Genomic DNA, 17,087 nt, shown 5'->3' on the forward strand with positions numbered 1-17,087 from the left:
AACCGGGCGGACCACTGGGCCGCTCAACCCATTTCCGCGATTGTTTCGTGATGATCACTGTGCTTTGATCGACAATCATGCCCTCGGGTAAGCTTGGACGTCGCAGCGCTCGCCTGCGGTTGAAGCGCCGGGATCGAAAGCTGCCCGACTGACAGGATGATGAATGCTGACGAGATGTGCATGGACGCTCGTGCGTGCTCGGCGAACTCCGATGATTCCTGTTGGATGGTCCATCGAAGGCACGACGGCTGCGGCCCGATTGCCTCATCGTCCTGGTGCATGCCGCGCTCGGCGCCCGTGCAGAACGCACACCATTCCAAGGTTTTTCAATAGGCCCAAGATTTTCAATAGGGACTCATCGTGTCGGTCGCTGTGGTTTTTGCAACCTGCTCTCATCGTGGGCGCGGGCTCATCTGCATGCGGATCGCCATGGAAGCGCGCTTAACCCATGACGCTCACTGATCGTTTGAATCGCTTTCTCAGGGGTCTATCAGGGCCGGGCAGCATCGCGGTCATGCAGACCGACGCGCTGCGAGAGCGTCTGTTCGCCTGCCTGCCGGCGGCGCTTCAGCGGGCGCTCGCCAGACATCACCGGGTGCTGATCGTCCATGCCGAGGGCGGGCACGCGCGCCTCGAGCTGGTCGCGGGCCTGGAGAGCGAGGCTGTCGGAGAGATCGACCTCCTGCGCACGAGCACCTTGCCGGATGCGCTCACGCAACGCACCATGGACCAGCGCCATGCCACGGAGCTGAGACTGCCACGTCACGCGGTGCTCACGCGTGCGATCTCATTTCCCGCGCAAGTGAGGGCGAATCTCCCGCAAGTCATTCGCTACGAGCTGGACCGTTTGACGCCTTTTCAGCCGGACGACGTGATCTTCGATTTCGCCGCGCAGCCAGGCCCCAAGAACGCCAATCGATTGAATCTCGAGCTGGCACTCTGTCGCCGCGACATCCTCGAGGACTGGCTCAAGCGGCTGAACGAACTCGGCTCGCCAATCGACCGCGTCACCTGGGAAGGTGCCTGGTCCGGCGCCAACCTCTTGCCGATCGAGCGGCGCCCGCACCCGCGTGCCGTGCGGCTTGGCCTGAGCACCTGGATGGCCATCATCGCGGCCGTGCTCGCGGTGGCGATCGTCTTGACGCCGCTGTGGCAGAAGAAGCAGATCGCCGAGGTCCTGGACACGGAGTTGGGCCGCATCCGCGCGCAAGCCGTGGCGGTCGATGACCTGAGGCAGGAGCTCGAGCGAGCGCGGCAGGGTAGTACGGTCGTGCTGCAGATGAAGCTCGACCAGCCCCAGTTCCTGGAGCTCCTGCGCGAGCTGACCGATCGCCTTCCCGAGGACACCTGGATCCAGAATCTGGAGCTCGACGGAAACCAGGTCGATCTGCGCGGGGAATCCGGTCAGGCGACCGCCCTGATCGCCATTTTGGAGCAGGCGCCCGGCATCGACGGGGTCTCCTTCAAGTCACCGGTCACCCAGATCGCGCGAACGGGAAAGGAGCGCTTCAACATCTCCTTTCAGTACGTCAGCCGGAGACAGCCATGAGCGTGAGCCCAAAGGTCCGCTGCACGCTGGTCTTGGCGGCGCTGGTCATAATCCCACTGCTCTTGATCGCCGCACTGGCCATCCCCTGGGCGAGCCGTGTCTCCGGCCTCAACGAGACGATCGCCGAGCACCAGGACCAGTTGAGCCGATACCGACGCCTGGTCCAATCGATGCCCGCGCTGCGGGCGGAGCTGGAGCAGGTCCGCAACAACGATGCCTTCAAGGCCTTCTACTTCGAGGCGCCCACCCAAGCCCTCGCCGGCGCGCAACTCCAGAGCCAGGTCCAGGACATCGTCAATGCGGCCTCCGGTCGCCTGATCAGCACTCAGATCCTCCCGGAGGACAAGAAGGACGATCCGGCGCGGGTGCGCGTGCGCACCCAGGTTCAAGGGTCGACGGATACCTTGCTGGACGTACTTTATCAGCTCGAGCAGGCCAGGCCCTTCCTGTTCGTGGAGCGTCTGTCGGTGCGCTCTTCAGCCCGACCCCCAGTCGATCAGAATGATCCACGACGCCGACCGACGCGTCGATTCGTCGCGAATCAGGGCGGTGAGCTGACGTTGCGGATCGACATCTTCGGCTTCGTGCTCGGGGGTGACTCATGATGCGAGCCCTCCCCGTGATGGTCGTTCTCGCGCTGCTCCTGGTGCTGCTCCTGCAGTGGTTGGGCTGGCCGCCGAGCCTGTCGCCGCCTGATGCGGCGCAAGAAACGGCGGTGCCGGTCGCGACCGATCAAACGCCCGCGCCGGGCGCGGAGCTGCTGAGGCGCCTGGAGCTGGCGGATCCCAAGGATGCCTACGCCAGCGTGATCGAGCATCCCTTGTTCCGGCCGGATCGCAAACCCGAACCACCGCAAGAGGCGGACGCCGAGGTGTCGGCAGCCCCCGAAGACAACCAGGAGCTGGATGCGATCGATCTGAGCGCGGTCCTCATCAGCCCCACGGTCGTCTCCGCCTGGGTCAAGGATCCCTCCAAGCCGAAGCTCCAGCGTCTGCGCATCGGCGACGATTTCATGGGCTGGTCGGTGCGGGAAATCCTGGAGGACCGGATCCGGCTCGAGCGACAGGGTGAGCAGGATGAGCTAATATTGCGCGATTACAGCAAGGCCGCTCCATCCGTCGCCCCACCCTCAGCGGCATCGCGGACGCCCGCACGGCAGAGGCCCCCCAGAGCCCCGAGACCGCCGATGCCGGCAATCCCTCCAAGAAAATGATCACTCGGTCGAGCAGAAGCGACCATCGCAACTGAGGCACAATGTACGCCGATCAATTCTTCAATCGCTGCTCTCAGCGTGGACGCTGGCTGCGGATCTTGAGCCTTGTTTTGCTCCTTGCAAACCTTGCGGGCTGCGAGCGCAGCTATTGGGATCCAACCGTCAAGATCGGTGATGCCGAAGGGCACATCGTCAATTCCAAACAGGACCAGAGACGCGACGCCTTCAAGACTCGTGGCGGTACCGGCGCCGAGACCATCGGCATCGGTGGCGACGATCAGCCGGCCAAGCCCGCCGATTCCCTGCAGCGCGGGACGGGCAGTTTCGTCCGCAAGGTCAAACCTCCGGCGGTCGATACCGCGGCGGGTGACGTCACCCTCAATTTCGACGGCACCGATATCCGCGAGGTCGTGAAGGTCGTGCTGGGCGATCTGCTCAAGGTCAACTATGTACTGCATCCGGCGGTGCAGGGCGTGACCTCCTTGCAGACGGGCCGGCCGCTGCGTCGCGAGGATCTGATCCCGACGCTGGAGACCCTGCTGCGGATGAACAATGCGGCCATCGTCTACCAGGATGGGACCTACGAAGTCGTGCCGCTGTCCAACGCCGTCCAGGGCAAAGTGGTGCCACAGCTCGGCGACTCGACCCGCGCGCTGCCCGAGGGTTACAGCGTCCAGGTCGTCCCCCTGCGCTATATCGGCGCCGAAGAGATGAGCAACATCCTCCAGCCATTGGCGCCGGAGGGGAGCATGATCCGCGTCGACAACCTGCGCAATCTGCTGGTCATCGCGGGCACCAGTCCGGAGATGGGGAATCTGCTCGATACCATCCGGGTCTTCGACGTGGACTGGATGTCGGGTCTGTCGGTTGGCTTCTTCGTGCTGGAGTACGCCAAGGCCAAAGACGTCCAGGCCCAGCTCCAGAGCCTGCTTGCCGAAGAGGGCAGCAATCCGCTCAAGGGTCTGTTCAGGTTCGTCCCGATCGAGAGCGCCAACGCACTCCTCGTCGTCTCGCCGCAGGAGAGCTATATCCAGCAGGCCCGCAACTGGATCGAGCGGCTGGACATGGCGGAGGCCAGTGGGGACTCATCGGAGCGTCTCTTCGTCTACCGCGTCAAGCATAGCGATGCCGAGAGTCTGGCGGACATCCTCTCGGAACTCTTCGGCGGGACCAGCAGTGACCGCAACAAGCGCTCGGCGGTGGGCAGCGTGGCCCCGGGCCTGGGCCGCTCGAAGATCGGATCCGACACGCAGGGCAACAAAGCCGATTCCAGCTCCAACAGCGATCAATCGCGCAACACCAGAACCGCGTCGTCACGCGAAATCGAGATGTCTTCGAGCGTTAGCATCGTTGCGGACGGCGTGAACAACTCCCTGCTGGTCCGGGCGAGCCCGCGCGACTACAAGAAGATCCTGGACGCCTTGAAGCAGCTGGATATCGTGCCGCTTCAGGTGTTGGTCGAGGCGACGATCGTGGAGATCAAGCTGACCGGGGATCTGGAATATGGCGTTCAGTGGGAGCTCTTTGGGACCGCCTCCAAAGGCCAGAGCAACGCAACGCTGGATAACGACAGCACCTCGGGTTTGAACACCAGGATTCCCGGTTTCAACTGGGCGGTCATATCCAGCCCGACCGACGTCAGGGCGACACTGAGCGCATTGGCGTCCGAGAGCCTCGTCAATGTTCTGTCCTCGCCCTCGGTGATGGTGATGGACAATCAGACGGCCAAGATCCAGGTCGGTCAGCAGGTTCCCGTCAAGACCTACGAGCAGCAGAGCACGACGGCGGACTCCAACCTCATCAGCGGCATCGAGTACAAGGACACGGGCGTCATGCTGTCGGTCAAGCCCCGAGTGACGCCGGGCGGCTTGGTCCAGATGGAAATCGAGCAAGAGGTCAGTACGGTGGATGCGACGGCGAGCGACTCGGGCGTCGACTCCCCGACCTTCTCCACACGCAATATCACCAGCTTCGTGGCGGTCCGCTCGAACCAGGCCGTAGTTCTCGGCGGCTTGATTCAGGACACCAGGGCTGACGGCAAAAGCGGTGTCCCAGGACTCTACAACCTTCCCTTCGCCGGCGGACTCTTTGGCCAGCGCTCGAAGGCATCGGCTCGCACGGAACTGGTCGTGATCCTCACGCCCAAGGTCATTTCGAGCGATCAAGACATCGAATCCGTCACCGAGGACTTCCGGAACAAGGTTCGAGGATTGAACTTCAGTCTGTGAGCAAAAGAAAAGCGGCCCTGCACTGCAGGGCCGCTTTTTCGTTCATCCCGCGGTCGCAGGGATCGAGAGAGCGTCTCTTATCGGGGTAAGTCGGTTTGCCCCATGAGCCACTGATCTACGGCTCTCGCGCACTGACGACCTTCGCGGATCGCCCAGACCACCAGGGATTGTCCCCGGCGCATGTCTCCGGCGCAGAAGACGCCCTCCACCGAGGTATGATAGGCGTCGGCCCCTTCCGTGGTCCCCTTCACGTTGCCGCGGGCGTCGAGCTCCAGTCCGGCGCTCGAGCGCAGCTCCTCGATCATGCCCTCGTGCACCGGGTGAACGAAGCCCATGGCGAGCAGAACCAAGTCGGCCTTGAGTGACCCTTCGCTGCCCGGAACCTCCCGCATCTGCCAGCGCCCGCTCGCGTCCTTGTCCCAACTCACCAAGCAATAGTTGAGCGCCGTGACATTGCCGTCGGCGTCTCCGGAAAAGGACTTGGTGGCGAGGTTCCATAGCCGCTCGCAGCCCTCTTCCTGCGAGCTGGACGTGCGCAGCCGGTTGGGCCAATCGGGCCAGGTCAGGCCCTTGTCCTCTTGCGCGGGCGGCTTATCGAGAATCTCGATCTGAGTGACGGACTTGGCACCGTGACGATTCGAGGTTCCGATACAGTCGGATCCGGTATCACCGCCGCCGACGACCACGACGTGCTTGCCTTGAGCGCTAATGAAGTCCTCATCCGCGACAAAGGAGCCTTGCACGCGCTTGCTGTTGCGTGTCAGGAAGTCCATCGCGAAATGCACGCCGTTCAGCGCCCGGCCAGGAAGGTCCAGATCCCGTGGCTTCTCTGATCCCCCGGCCAGAACGACAGCGTCATAGTCCTCACGGAGTCGACTGACCGAAATATCCACGCCGATATGGGAGTTCGTGTGGAACTGGACTCCCTCGGTGCGCATCTGGGCCATCCGGCGGTCGATGAGGGCCTTGCTCAGCTTGAAGTCGGGAATGCCATATCTCAGCAGTCCGCCAATCCTGTCCGCCTTCTCGAAGAGCGCGACTTCATGACCCGCACGCGCCAGCTGCTGCGCGGCCGCCATGCCCGCGGGACCTGAGCCAACGACCGCGATGCGTTTACCCGTGCGTCGCTCCGGGACCTGGGGCTTGATCCAGCCCTCTTCCCAGGCGCGATCGATGATCGCGCACTCGATGGTCTTGATGGCGACCGGTACGTCATCGAGGTTGAGCGTGCAGGACGCCTCACAGGGCGCCGGGCAGATCCGTCCGGTGAATTCCGGGAAGTTGTTGGTCGAGTGCAGGACGTCGATCGCCGCCTTCCAGTCGCCACGGTAAACAAGGTCATTCCAATCCGGAATGATGTTGTTGACAGGGCAACCCTGGTGGCAGTATGGGATTCCGCAATCCATGCAGCGCGCACCCTGCTCGCGCACTTCGCCGTCCGTGAGCGGTATCACGAACTCCTCGTAGTGAACCACGCGGTCGCCAGCCGGCTCATAGCGCCGGTCGCGACGGCCGTATTCCATGAATCCGGTCGGCTTACCCATGTTCGACGATCCCCTTCAACGGCTTGTTCGGCTGTGGTGGCCGGCTCTGATTAGCCTGCATCTCCTCCAGTGCCCGCCGGTAGTCGACCGGCATGACCTTGACGAACGTGCTGAGCGCCTTGGGCCAATCGTCCAGGAGGCGCCGCGCCACCGCGGAGTTGGTGTAGTGCAGATGTTTCTCGATCAGCTGCCTGAGTCGCAAGGCGTCATGCCGGGTCATGTCATGGCTGATCTCCACACGCCCGTGCGTTTCCAGATCTCCGCCCTGATGATCGAGTGCCTCGAGGGCGGCATCTTCCTCGGCGATGGGCTCGAGTTCGACCATGGCCAGATTGCAGCGATCGTTGAATCCGCCATCCTCGTCCAGGACGTAGGCCACGCCGCCGGACATGCCGGCAGCGAAGTTCCGTCCAGTCGGGCCGAGCACCACGGCGACGCCGCCGGTCATGTATTCGCAGCCATGATCGCCGACGCCTTCGACAACGGCCGCCGCGCCTGAGTTGCGGACGCAGAAGCGCTCGCCCGCGACACCGCGGAAGAAGCACTCTCCCGTGATGGCGCCGTACAGCACCGTGTTACCGACGATGATGTTGTGTTCGGCTTGGCCGATCGCGGATTCCGCCGGCGGATAGATGATCAGACGTCCACCCGACAATCCCTTGCCCACATAGTCGTTCCCTTCGCCCTCAAGCTCCAGGGTCACGCCATGAGCCGCCCAGGCGCCGAAGGATTGCCCGGCCGTGCCCTTGGCCTTGATGTGGATGCAGTCGTCTGGCAGCCCGGCATGACCGTAGCGCTCGGCAATGCGGCCGGACAAGAGCGTCCCGAAGGTGCGATTGAAGTTCCTGATGGGCGTCTCGATGCGCACCGCTTCACGCCGTTCGAGGGCGGGCTCGGCCTGCCGGATCAGCTCGTGATCCAGCGCCTTCTCGATGCCGTGGTCCTGCTTTTCGCAGTTGAAGCGGGCGACCTCGGGTCCGACGTCCGGCTTGGCCAAGAGCCGCGTGAAGTCCAAACCCTGAGCCTTCCAATGCGCGATGGCGCGGCGCATCTCAAGGCGGTCCGACTGTCCGATCATCTCTTGGATGGTTCGGAACCCGAGTCGCGCCATGAGTCGCCGGACTTCCTCGGCGACGAAGAAGAAGTAGTTGATGACATGCTCGGGTTTGCCGGTGAAGCGCTTGCGCAGCTCGGGATCCTGGGTGGCGACCCCGACCGGACAGGTGTTGAGGTGGCACTTGCGCATCATGATGCAGCCCTCGACGATCAAGGGTGCCGTTGCGAACCCGAACTCGTCGGCGCCGAGCAGCGCGCCGATGACGACGTCCCGCCCGGTGCGCATGCCGCCGTCGACCTGCACGGCGATGCGGCCGCGCAGACGGTTCAGGACCAGCGTCTGATGCGTCTCGGCCAGCCCGATCTCCCAGGGGGAGCCGGCGTGCTTGATGGAGGTCAGCGGGCTGGCGCCCGTGCCGCCGTCATACCCTGAGATGGTGACGTGATCGGCGTGGGCCTTGGAGACACCGGCGGCGACCGTGCCGACACCCACCTCGGAGACCAGCTTGACCGAGATCCGCGCCTTGGGATTGGCGTTCTTCAGATCATGGATGAGCTGTGCCAGGTCCTCGATCGAATAGATATCGTGATGCGGCGGCGGCGAGATGAGACCGACGCCGGGGGTGGAGTGACGCACCCGCGCGATCTGGGCATTGACCTTGTGCCCCGGCAACTGTCCGCCCTCGCCGGGCTTGGCGCCCTGGGCGATCTTGATCTGGATGTCGTCGGCGTTGACCAGATACTCGGTGGTCACGCCGAAACGCCCGGAGGCGACCTGCTTGATGGCCGAACGCTCCGGATTCCTGGAGCCGTCGGCCAGCGGCAGGAACCGCTCCGGCTCTTCGCCGCCTTCGCCCGTGTTGGACTTGCCGCCGATGGCGTTCATCGCCTTCGCCAGGGTCGAATGCGCCTCGTAGCTGATGGAGCCGAAGGACATGGCGCCGGTCGCGAAGCGTTTCACGATCTCCTTGGCGGGCTCCACTTCCTCGAGTGGAATCGGCTCCTCGGCAAACTTCAGCTCCATGAGTCCGCGCAGGGTGAGCAAATGCTCATTCTGCTCGTTGACCAATCGGGAGTACTGCTCGTAGGTCTCCCAATTGTTCGCACGGGTGGCATGCTGCAGCTTGGAGATGGTTTCCGGCGTCCAAACGTGGTCTTCGCCGCGCAGCCGGAAGGCATAATCCCCGCCGGCATCCAGGTGCTTGCGCAGCACGAGATCGTTGCCATAGCCCTGGGTGTGCCAGCGAACCGCCTCCTCCGAGATCTCGGTGAGCCCGACGCCCTCGACCTTGCTCTGCGTGCCAGTGAAGTACTGGCGCACGAAGTCATTGTTCAGTCCGATGGCATCGAAGATCTGCGCGCCGCAATAGGACTGGAAGGTGGAGATGCCCATCTTGGACATCACCTTCTTCAGACCCTTGCCAACCGCCTTGATGTAGCGGTCTTGCGCCTCCTCAAAGCTCAGCGCCTCGGGGAGTTTGGGCAGGATCGACTCGATGGTGTCGAAGGCGAGGTAGGGATTGATCGCCTCCGCGCCATAACCGGCGAGTGTCGCGAAGTGGTGCACCTCGAGTGCCGCACCTGTCTCGACGACGAGGCCCGAGCTGGTGCGCAGGCCACGGCGGATCAAATGGTGGTGCACCGCGGAGGTCGCCAGCAGCGCCGGGATAGGTATGTAGTCCCGATTGGTGTTGCGGTCGGAGAGGATCAGGATGTTGTAGCCGGCCAGCACCGCGTCCTCGGCCTCTTTGCAGAGCCGATCGAGCGCATCGGACATTCCGCCGGCGCCTTGGCTCGACGGGTAGACCATGTGCAGGTTCTTGGTCCGGAAGGCGCCGCCAGAGCTATCCTCGATGTGGCGGACGCGCTCCAGATCCTGGTTGGTCAGGACAGGCTGGTTGACCTCGAGCCGCCAATGCTTGCCGGCCTCGTTGAGTCCCAGCAGATTCGGCCGCGGCCCGATGAGCGAAACCAGCGACATCACCAGTTCCTCCCGGATCGGATCGATCGGGGGGTTGGTGACCTGGGCGAAATTCTGCTTGAAATAGGTCGAGAGGTGCTTGGCCCGGTTGGACAACACGGAGGGTGGGTTGTCCGCGCCCATGGACCCGATCGCCTCCTGTCCGGTGACGACCATGGGGGTGAGCAGGAATTTGAGGTCTTCCTGGGTGTAGCCGAAGGCCTGCTGGGCGTCCAGCAAGGTGTCTTCGTCCGGCGCCATGGGGGCAACGTTGGTCGGTAGCTCGTCGAGATGGATCTGCGTCTTGGCGAGCCACTCCCGGTAGGGTTGGGCCGTCGCCAACTCGGCCTTGATCTCGGCATCGTCGATGATGCGGCCCTGCTCCAGGTCGATGAGGAACATCTTGCCCGGCTGCAGGCGCCATTTCTTGATGATGCGCTCTTCGGCGATGTCCAGCACACCCATCTCGGAGGCCATGATCACCATGTCATCGTTGGTGACCAGATAACGGGCCGGCCTGAGACCATTGCGATCGAGGGTCGCACCGATCTGGCGTCCATCCGTGAAGGCCACCGCTGCCGGTCCATCCCAAGGCTCCATCAGCGCCGCATGGTATTCATAGAAGGCGCGGCGGTCGGAATCCATCTGCTTGTTTCCGGACCAGGCCTCCGGGATCAAGAGCATCATGGCATGGGCCAGCGAGTAGCCGCCCATGACGAGGAGTTCGAGCGCGTTGTCGAAACAGGCCGAGTCTGACTGACCCTCGGGGATGAGGGGCCAGATGCTGTCGAGCTCTTCGCCGAGGATCTCGGAACGCATGGTGTGGCGGCGTGCCGCCATCCAGTTGACGTTGCCCCTCAGGGTGTTGATCTCGCCATTGTGGCAGATCATGCGGAAGGGCTGAGCCAGATCCCAGGTCGGGAAGGTATTGGTCGAGAAGCGCTGATGCACCAGGGCGAGCGCGGATTCGAAGGCTTCGTTGCGCAGATCTAGGTAATACTTGCCGACCTGGGTGGCCAACAGCATCCCCTTGTAGTTCACCGTGCGTGACGACATCGACGACACGTAGTAAGCCGTCTTGTCGTACCCGGCGCTGCGGATCTCGTTGTCCATCCGCTTGCGAATGACGAAGAGGCGGCGCTCGAAGGCATCCTGGTCCGGGCAGTTGTCGCCGCAGCCGACGAAGACCTGGCGCACGACAGGCTCGGTGGGGAGCACGCTCTCGCCGAGATCGCTGTTGTCCACTGGCACATCTCGCCAGCCAAGCACCGTCTGGCCGCCTTCCCGCAGTCGCCGGATGACGGTGTCCTGCATCTGCTGCCGAGCCTGTTCGTCGCGCGGCAGGAAGACCATGCCCACGCCATAGGTGCCGAGTGGCGGAAGTTCGAAGTCGACGACCGCGCGGAAGAAGGCATCCGGGATCTGCACGAGAATGCCCGCACCGTCTCCCGCCTTGGGGTCGGCGCCCACGGCGCCCCGGTGAGTCAGACGCTCCAGGATTTCCAACCCCTGCTGGACGATCGCGTGGCTCTTCTCGTTCTTGATGTGACAGACGAAGCCGACACCACAGGCGTCGCGCTCGTTCTCTGGGTCATAGAGACCCTGTGCGGGCGGTAGGGCACGAAGGCTCATCGCTGACCTCGTTGATACCTAGGGTAAATGATTCCGACTGGTCTGCCATTCAGACGAGGCACAGGCCTCGCGTCCGCCGGAGTCGACCTCCATCATGGCGGGTGGCAGCCCAATCCTGTGATCCTAGATCCGGATGTGTGTTGGCCGACGAGTGTTCCGGCGGAGCCGAAGTCTCTTGATCCAGGGCGACCAGACTTCAGCGATCAAGCTCGGATGGCTTGCCCGCCAGAACCTTGTCACTGGCACCATGGCAAACCCCGACAGCCCGACCGAAATGAAATCGAGAACCGACAATCATAGCGCCGTTGCAGGGGTCGTGCCACCATGTCTAGCATGAGAATGAATGATTTACGGCAAGGAGAGGCAAGAAAGCTGGAGGGCTGCGCACCCTTCTGGTGCGCGCTGCTCCATTCGCTTGCAGAGAGGATGACCCTCAGGGATGGGGGGCGCACAGAGTGGCGTTGATCAAATCGGGGTCGATCTCGCTGGTCACGACCGCGTCCCCAAGCCCCTTGAGGAGAACCAGGCGCAGCTGACCGCCGATCACCTTCTTGTCGACGGCCATCAGATCGAGCATCCGCTCGGCGGACACGTTTTCCGGCCGCTCGATGGGTAGCCCGGCGCAAGCGACGAGATGGCGCGCACGCTCCAACTCCGTGTCGGTGATCCATCCAAGGCGGTGCGAGAGATCCGCAGCGAGGCACATGCCAGCGCCAACGGCCTCCCCATGGAGCCAGGTCCCATACCCCGCGCCGGTTTCGATGGCATGGCCGAAGGTGTGACCCAGGTTGAGCAAGGCGCGATGTCCGGCTTCGAACTCGTCCTCGGCCACGATCTGGGCCTTGATCTCGCACGAGCGCGAGATCGCGTAGGCCAGTGCCTCCGGGTCGCGCGAGAGCAGCTCGGTCATGTGCGACTCCAGCCAGTCCAAGAAGGCCGGATCCCGGATGAAACCGTACTTCAGCACCTCGGCCAGTCCGGCCGACAGCTCGCGCTGAGGCAGCGTTTCCAGGGTCTGCGTATCCGCGATCACGGCACGCGGCTGATGGAAGGCGCCGATCATGTTCTTGCCGGCGGGATGATTGATCCCGGTCTTTCCGCCGACCGAGGAGTCGACCTGCGCGAGCAGCGTCGTCGGCACCTGAATGAAGGCAACGCCGCGCTGATAACAGGCCGCGGCAAACCCCGCCATATCCCCGACGACGCCGCCGCCTAGCGCGATCAGCGTGCAGTCACGCGCGAACCGCTCTTGGAGCAGGGCGTCGAAGATCCGACTCCAGACATCGAGGGTCTTGAAGACCTCGCCGTCCGGAAGCACCACATCTCGGATCTGATAATCGCCCAGCGCGCCGCTCAAGCGCTCGAAGTACAGAGGGGCCACGGTCTCGTTGGTGACGATCATCACCTGGCTGCCGCGGATGTGCGGCCGGTAGAGATCGGGATCCCCGAGGAGGCCCGAGCCGATATGAATCGGATAGTCCCGAGGGCCAAGATCGACGGTCAGTGTCTTTGTCATATCCGGGCTACGTCTAGATCTCTTCGGACTCGAGACGGCGACAGATCTCCTTGACCACCGAACTCGTCCCACGTTTTTCGGTGGACACCACCATGTCGGCCACCTGCCGATAGAGCGGTTCGCGCTCTGCCATCAAGTCACGCAGCCGCGCCAGGGGGTCCTCGGTTTCCAACAGAGGCCGGTTGCGATCTCGGGCCGTGCGCGCGTGCTGCTGCTCCGGGCTGCAATGCAGATAGATGACGACACCGCGTGCCGACAAATCCTGCCGGTTCTCGGGACTCAGAACGGCACCGCCGCCTGTCGCGAGAACAATGCGCTCTTCGCTCACCAATTCCTCGATGACTTGCCGCTCGCGGGCTCGAAAGCCCGATTCGCCCTCGAATTCGAAGATCGTCGGGATATCCACGCCCGTGCGGCGCTGGATCTCTTGATCGCTATCCTTGAAGGTGTAGGAGAGTGCCTCCGAGAGCTGTCGCCCCACGGTGCTCTTGCCGGCGCCCATCGGCCCGACGATAAAAATGTTCTGTGCGCGGATCATGCGGGAAGGTATGCCAGATTTTCTAACTGCGGGCAAGGGCGAAGGGGTTAGTCGGGCTGTCTCATGAAGCACAGTCGGCGCTACGCAAGCGCCGGAGCGCGGCCAGCGGAAACCCCGAAACGACGGCGGGAAGCCCATCGCGGCCTTGACGTCGAGTGCTGCGGCGCGAGGGCCGCAGGCTAGGATCGCTCAAGACACCGACGCGGCTTCCCGCTGCTCTGCTAGCGCCGACGGACGTCCTAGCGTCTGTCGGAGCCCTCGATCGATTTCAACGCATGTTCAACGTTGGACGATGTCACTGCTCAGGATCTTCGGTGTGACAAAGATCAAGAGCTCGGAGTTTTTGTCTTGGCGCGCCTCTTGTTTGAAGAGACGCCCGAGCACCGGCACGTCGCCGAGCCAGGGCACCTGCTCCTTGGCGAATGTTTTCTCGCGCTCGAAGACGCCGCCCAGCACCACGGTTTCACCATTGTCCACGAGGACGTTGGTCGTGACCGAGCGGGTATTGACCGGTGGCACGCCAAGCACGACGTTGGTGTAGTCGGGTGCGTCTTTGTGCACCTCGAGGTCCATGATGATCCGGTCGTCCGGCGTGATCTGCGGCGTCACGTCCAGCTGGAGGACCGCCTCCTTGAAGGCGACCGAGGTGTTGCCCTGGCCCGTCTGCTCCTGGTAAGGGATCTCCTGACCAACCTTGATGGTGGCCTGGTGCTTGTCGGACGTGATGACGCGTGGACTGGAGACAATCTCCCCACGCCCCTCACGCTGCATGGCCGACAGCTCGAGCTGAATCAGATAGGAACCGACCTTGCCGATGAGGAAGTCGAGCGACCCGCTCGGATTGTAAATGGTGTTGGCCGGAAGATTGGTGATGAGGGTTGCGTTGCCGTCGTCATCCGTGAGCGTCGAGTTGTAGCGAGTTCCGGTTTCCGTATTGAGGCCGAAGGGTCCCGAGTCGTAGCCGGACAACGCTAGATTGCCATCCTGGCCACCAGCGATCAGCACCTCGTTGTTATTGAAGGAGCCCATTGAGCCCGAAACGCCGAAACGAACGCCGAGATCGCGGGCGAATTCGTTGTTGGCGATAACGACGCGCGACTCGATCATGACCTGACGCACGGCGACGTCGAGCAAGTTGACGACCCGACGGACCTCTTCGAGCTGCGCCAGGGTATCCTGAACGATCAGGGTGTTCGTCCGCTCGTCGAACGTCACTGAGCCGCGCGGCGACAAGATGCCGCGGTCCGATACACCCATCGAGGAGGCCGCGTTCGCAAGGGCGGCCACACCCACCGCATTGCGCGCTGAGGCAGTGCCGGTCGAGCGGGCACCAGCGTTCATCCCGCCGGCAACGGTGGCGCCCCCGACGCCCTTCAGAACCGCCGCAAGCTCGGACGCCTTGGCATACCTGACCTGGATGAATTCGGTCCGCAGCGGTGCGAGCTCCTCGATCTTCTGGTTGGACTCCATCTCGAGCTGCTCTTGCGCCGCTAACTCTTGCGTTGGCGCCACCATGATCACATTGCCGTTCTGGCGCATCGAGAGACCCTTGGTCTTCAGGATGATGTCGAGGGCCTGATCCCAGGGGACGTTCTTCAGACGCAGCGTGATGTTGCCCTGCACGCTGTCGCTCGCGACCAGGTTGAGATCGGTGAAATCGGCGAGCACCTGCAGGACGGCGCGCACCTCGATGTCCTGAAAGTTCAGGGAAAGACGATCCCCCTCGTACACGACCTTCTTTCGAGCCAGGTCTTCCTTCTCGGCGGGTGTCAGCGGCCTGAAATCGAGCGTGAAGATCTCATCGGTCTGATAGGCCATGTAGTCGAAATCGCCTTCCGTCTGCACTTCGATCTCGACGTTGTTTCCATTCGGGCGCGACTCGACGGCGGTGACCGGCGTCGCGAAGTCGACCACGTCCAGACGGCGGAAGAGCCGCTGAGGCAGCGAGGTCTCATAGAGATCGACATAGACGCGCGTACCCTGCTCGCGCACGGCCACGCGGCTGTCGGCGTTGGGCAAACGAATCATGATACGCCCTTCGCCGCTGCTGCCGCGGCGGAAATCGATATCGCGCACAGCCGGACCCGTCGCGGCAGCGCGGCGCTCACGCGTCGGATAGCTCCAGTTGGGGGGCGGTGTCTGTGCGGCTCCTGCGTCGGTCTGCGCGACCGCGGCAGGCGGCGCCGCGGCCGCTGTAGGCGGCGGGGGCATCGCGGAGGCCACCTTGCCTTGTGTATCCACCCGGATGGTCACGGTGTTCCCTGACGAACTCACTTCGTAAGGCACGGGATCTGTCAGATTCAAGACGACTCGCGTTCGATCGCTTGCCTCGACGGCGACCAGGCTGTGGACCGCGCCGACCCCAATGGGCACGGCCTTGCTGTCCAGCTTGTTGGTGACACCTGGAAGGTCCAAGGCGATCCGGGCGGGCGACTCGGTCGCAAAGGCCTCCGGCGTGGGGATCGGGCCGCTCAAATCGAGCTGGATCTCGACCTTGCTCCCAGGCAGCGCGGCGAACTGAACCTTCTGCAAGTCGGTTGCAAGGGCTGGGAAGGCCAGCGCCAAGAATAAGGCCGAGAGCGCGATGCGGCTGGCTCTCGGGCGTCGGTCGTCCAGCCTCGTGTGCGGCCTGGCCACCCGGGCACTGTTGAATGGGCTGTTCATCGCGGTCTTCCCTCCTCGGATCATTGAGTCAGCGCGAGCGTGGCCGCGCGTTCACGCCATTGGCCAGGCGCATCTGAGACGATTTCGGTCAACTGGATCGCGTCGTTCCCGATGCTGATGATCTGGCCATTGTTCTGGCCGAGATAATTGCCGACTCTAACGCGATGAAGGATGCCTTCCTTGGTGCGGATCAGACCCCAACGCTCATTGCCGAGATCCAGGGTGCCGACCATGCGAAGTGAATCCAGCGGGGAACTCTCGAGCTCCTCCTTCCGACGATTCGGATCCGGTGCAAGACCGCCAGCCTCGGCGATTTCTTCCTCGGGCTCCGACTGTGCATCTGGCACGAAGGGGTCACGCCGGTCGCCCGGTTCGTAGACGAAGGTATCGACGGGCTTGATCTCGGGAAGCGGCTCGATCGGACCCGGCGGGCGCGCCAGGACGGACTGAACATAGGCCTGGAGCTCGCCCATCTTGTCCCCCCCGCAACCGACGAGCAAGAATGGGACGCAGAGCCAGAGGGTATTCAGGTGCTGACGGCGAATCATTGGGCCGTCTCCTCATCCAGATAGCGATAGGTCTTGACGGTCGCCTGCAACGTCAGGTTGCTGCCGGGCTCGTTCTGCTGGGCACCACGGCCGGCCGCGTCCTCGATCTCCACGTCGTGAATGGTCACGATCCGCGGGAGCGCGGCCAATCCGCTGATGAAGCGTCCGAAGTCGTGATAATTGCCGTTCACGCGCACGCGGATCGGGAGTTCCGAGTAGAAGTCCTTCGTGACCTCGCTCTCAGGCTGGAAGAGTTCGAATTCGAGCCCGTTCGCGAGACCGGTTTGCGAGACGTCCACCAACAGCGAGGCGACCTCGGTCTTGTTCGGCAGTTGGCGCAGCATGGCGCCGAAGGACTCCTTCATCTCCGCAAGCTGGTTGCGGTAAGCCTCGAGATTCGCCGCCTTCTTCTGCTTGGCTTCGAAGGTACCGCGCAGATCTCGCTCGGTCGACTGCGCCTGTGTGAGCCGCACGAGCTGATCCTTGGTATCGAAGTAGTAAGCCGCACCGCCGAGCGCGATGCAGGCCAAAGCAATGGCGACGGCTTTGACCGGGAGCGGCCATTCGCCGAAGCTATTCAGATCGAGTTGGTTGAGCTCATTCAGATCCATGACCGCATCCCATTCGGTTTGCCTCGGA

11 protein-coding genes are annotated in these 17,087 nt (G+C 63.2%); 4 read left to right on the top strand and 7 right to left on the bottom strand.

Annotated features, from left to right (window positions below):
* The first annotated feature begins 448 nt into the window (after positions 1 to 448).
* Genes CKO23_RS07490 through gspD form a run of 4 tightly spaced genes read left to right on the top strand, consistent with a single transcriptional unit; the run spans position 449 to position 4,990 of the window.
* Complete coding sequence (locus CKO23_RS07490) at positions 449 to 1,549, top strand: PilN domain-containing protein (RefSeq protein ID WP_200329626.1); 1,101 nt, start codon at positions 449 to 451, stop codon at positions 1,547 to 1,549.
* Positions 1,546 to 2,154 (top strand): type II secretion system protein GspM, encoded by a 609-nt coding sequence (gene gspM / locus CKO23_RS07495; protein WP_200329629.1) that lies wholly within the window; start codon positions 1,546 to 1,548, stop codon positions 2,152 to 2,154. The genes CKO23_RS07490 and gspM overlap by 4 nt, the downstream gene beginning before the upstream one ends.
* Positions 2,151 to 2,762, top strand: a complete 612-nt coding sequence (locus tag CKO23_RS07500; RefSeq protein ID WP_200329631.1) for a hypothetical protein — start codon at positions 2,151 to 2,153, stop codon at positions 2,760 to 2,762. Before gspM ends, CKO23_RS07500 begins: the two co-directional genes overlap by 4 nt.
* A gap of 41 nt (positions 2,763 to 2,803) precedes the next feature.
* Entirely contained in the window at positions 2,804 to 4,990 is a 2,187-nt protein-coding gene (gene gspD / locus CKO23_RS07505) for a type II secretion system secretin GspD (protein WP_200329633.1), read from the top strand.
* A 77-nt stretch (positions 4,991 to 5,067) separates the two neighbouring features.
* Here the strand turns inward: gspD and CKO23_RS07510 are convergent, their stop codons facing one another.
* The 7 genes from CKO23_RS07510 to CKO23_RS07540 all read right to left on the bottom strand — a co-directional run bounded on the left by CKO23_RS07510 (position 5,068) and on the right by CKO23_RS07540 (position 17,059).
* Entirely contained in the window at positions 5,068 to 6,534 is a 1,467-nt protein-coding gene (locus CKO23_RS07510; RefSeq protein ID WP_200329635.1) for a glutamate synthase subunit beta, read from the bottom strand.
* A complete protein-coding gene (gene gltB / locus CKO23_RS07515) occupies positions 6,527 to 11,182 on the bottom strand; it encodes a glutamate synthase large subunit (RefSeq protein WP_200329637.1) in 4,656 nt (1,551 codons plus the stop codon). Before gltB ends, CKO23_RS07510 begins: the two co-directional genes overlap by 8 nt.
* Positions 11,183 to 11,615: 433 nt before the next feature.
* A complete protein-coding gene (gene aroB, locus CKO23_RS07520; RefSeq protein ID WP_200329639.1) occupies positions 11,616 to 12,698 on the bottom strand; it encodes a 3-dehydroquinate synthase in 1,083 nt (360 codons plus the stop codon).
* A gap of 13 nt (positions 12,699 to 12,711) precedes the next feature.
* Positions 12,712 to 13,236 carry a shikimate kinase AroK gene (aroK, locus tag CKO23_RS07525; protein ID WP_200329641.1) on the bottom strand — a complete coding sequence of 175 codons (525 nt, stop codon included), beginning with the start codon at positions 13,234 to 13,236 and terminating at the stop codon, positions 12,712 to 12,714.
* A gap of 279 nt (positions 13,237 to 13,515) precedes the next feature.
* On the bottom strand, positions 13,516 to 15,900 hold the full coding sequence (gene pilQ, locus CKO23_RS07530; protein WP_200329643.1) for a type IV pilus secretin PilQ: 2,385 nt from the start codon (positions 15,898 to 15,900) through the stop codon (positions 13,516 to 13,518).
* A gap of 20 nt (positions 15,901 to 15,920) precedes the next feature.
* Positions 15,921 to 16,448, bottom strand: a complete 528-nt coding sequence (locus tag CKO23_RS07535) for a pilus assembly protein PilP (protein ID WP_200329645.1) — start codon at positions 16,446 to 16,448, stop codon at positions 15,921 to 15,923.
* Positions 16,445 to 17,059, bottom strand: coding sequence for a type 4a pilus biogenesis protein PilO (locus CKO23_RS07540; protein ID WP_200329647.1), 615 nt, complete (start codon positions 17,057 to 17,059; stop codon positions 16,445 to 16,447). Before CKO23_RS07540 ends, CKO23_RS07535 begins: the two co-directional genes overlap by 4 nt.
* Positions 17,060 to 17,087: the final 28 nt, after the last annotated feature.

Origin of the sequence: Thiocystis violacea (assembly GCF_016583565.1) — a bacterium.
Classification (GTDB): Bacteria; Pseudomonadota; Gammaproteobacteria; order Chromatiales; family Chromatiaceae; genus Thiorhodococcus; species Thiorhodococcus violaceus_A.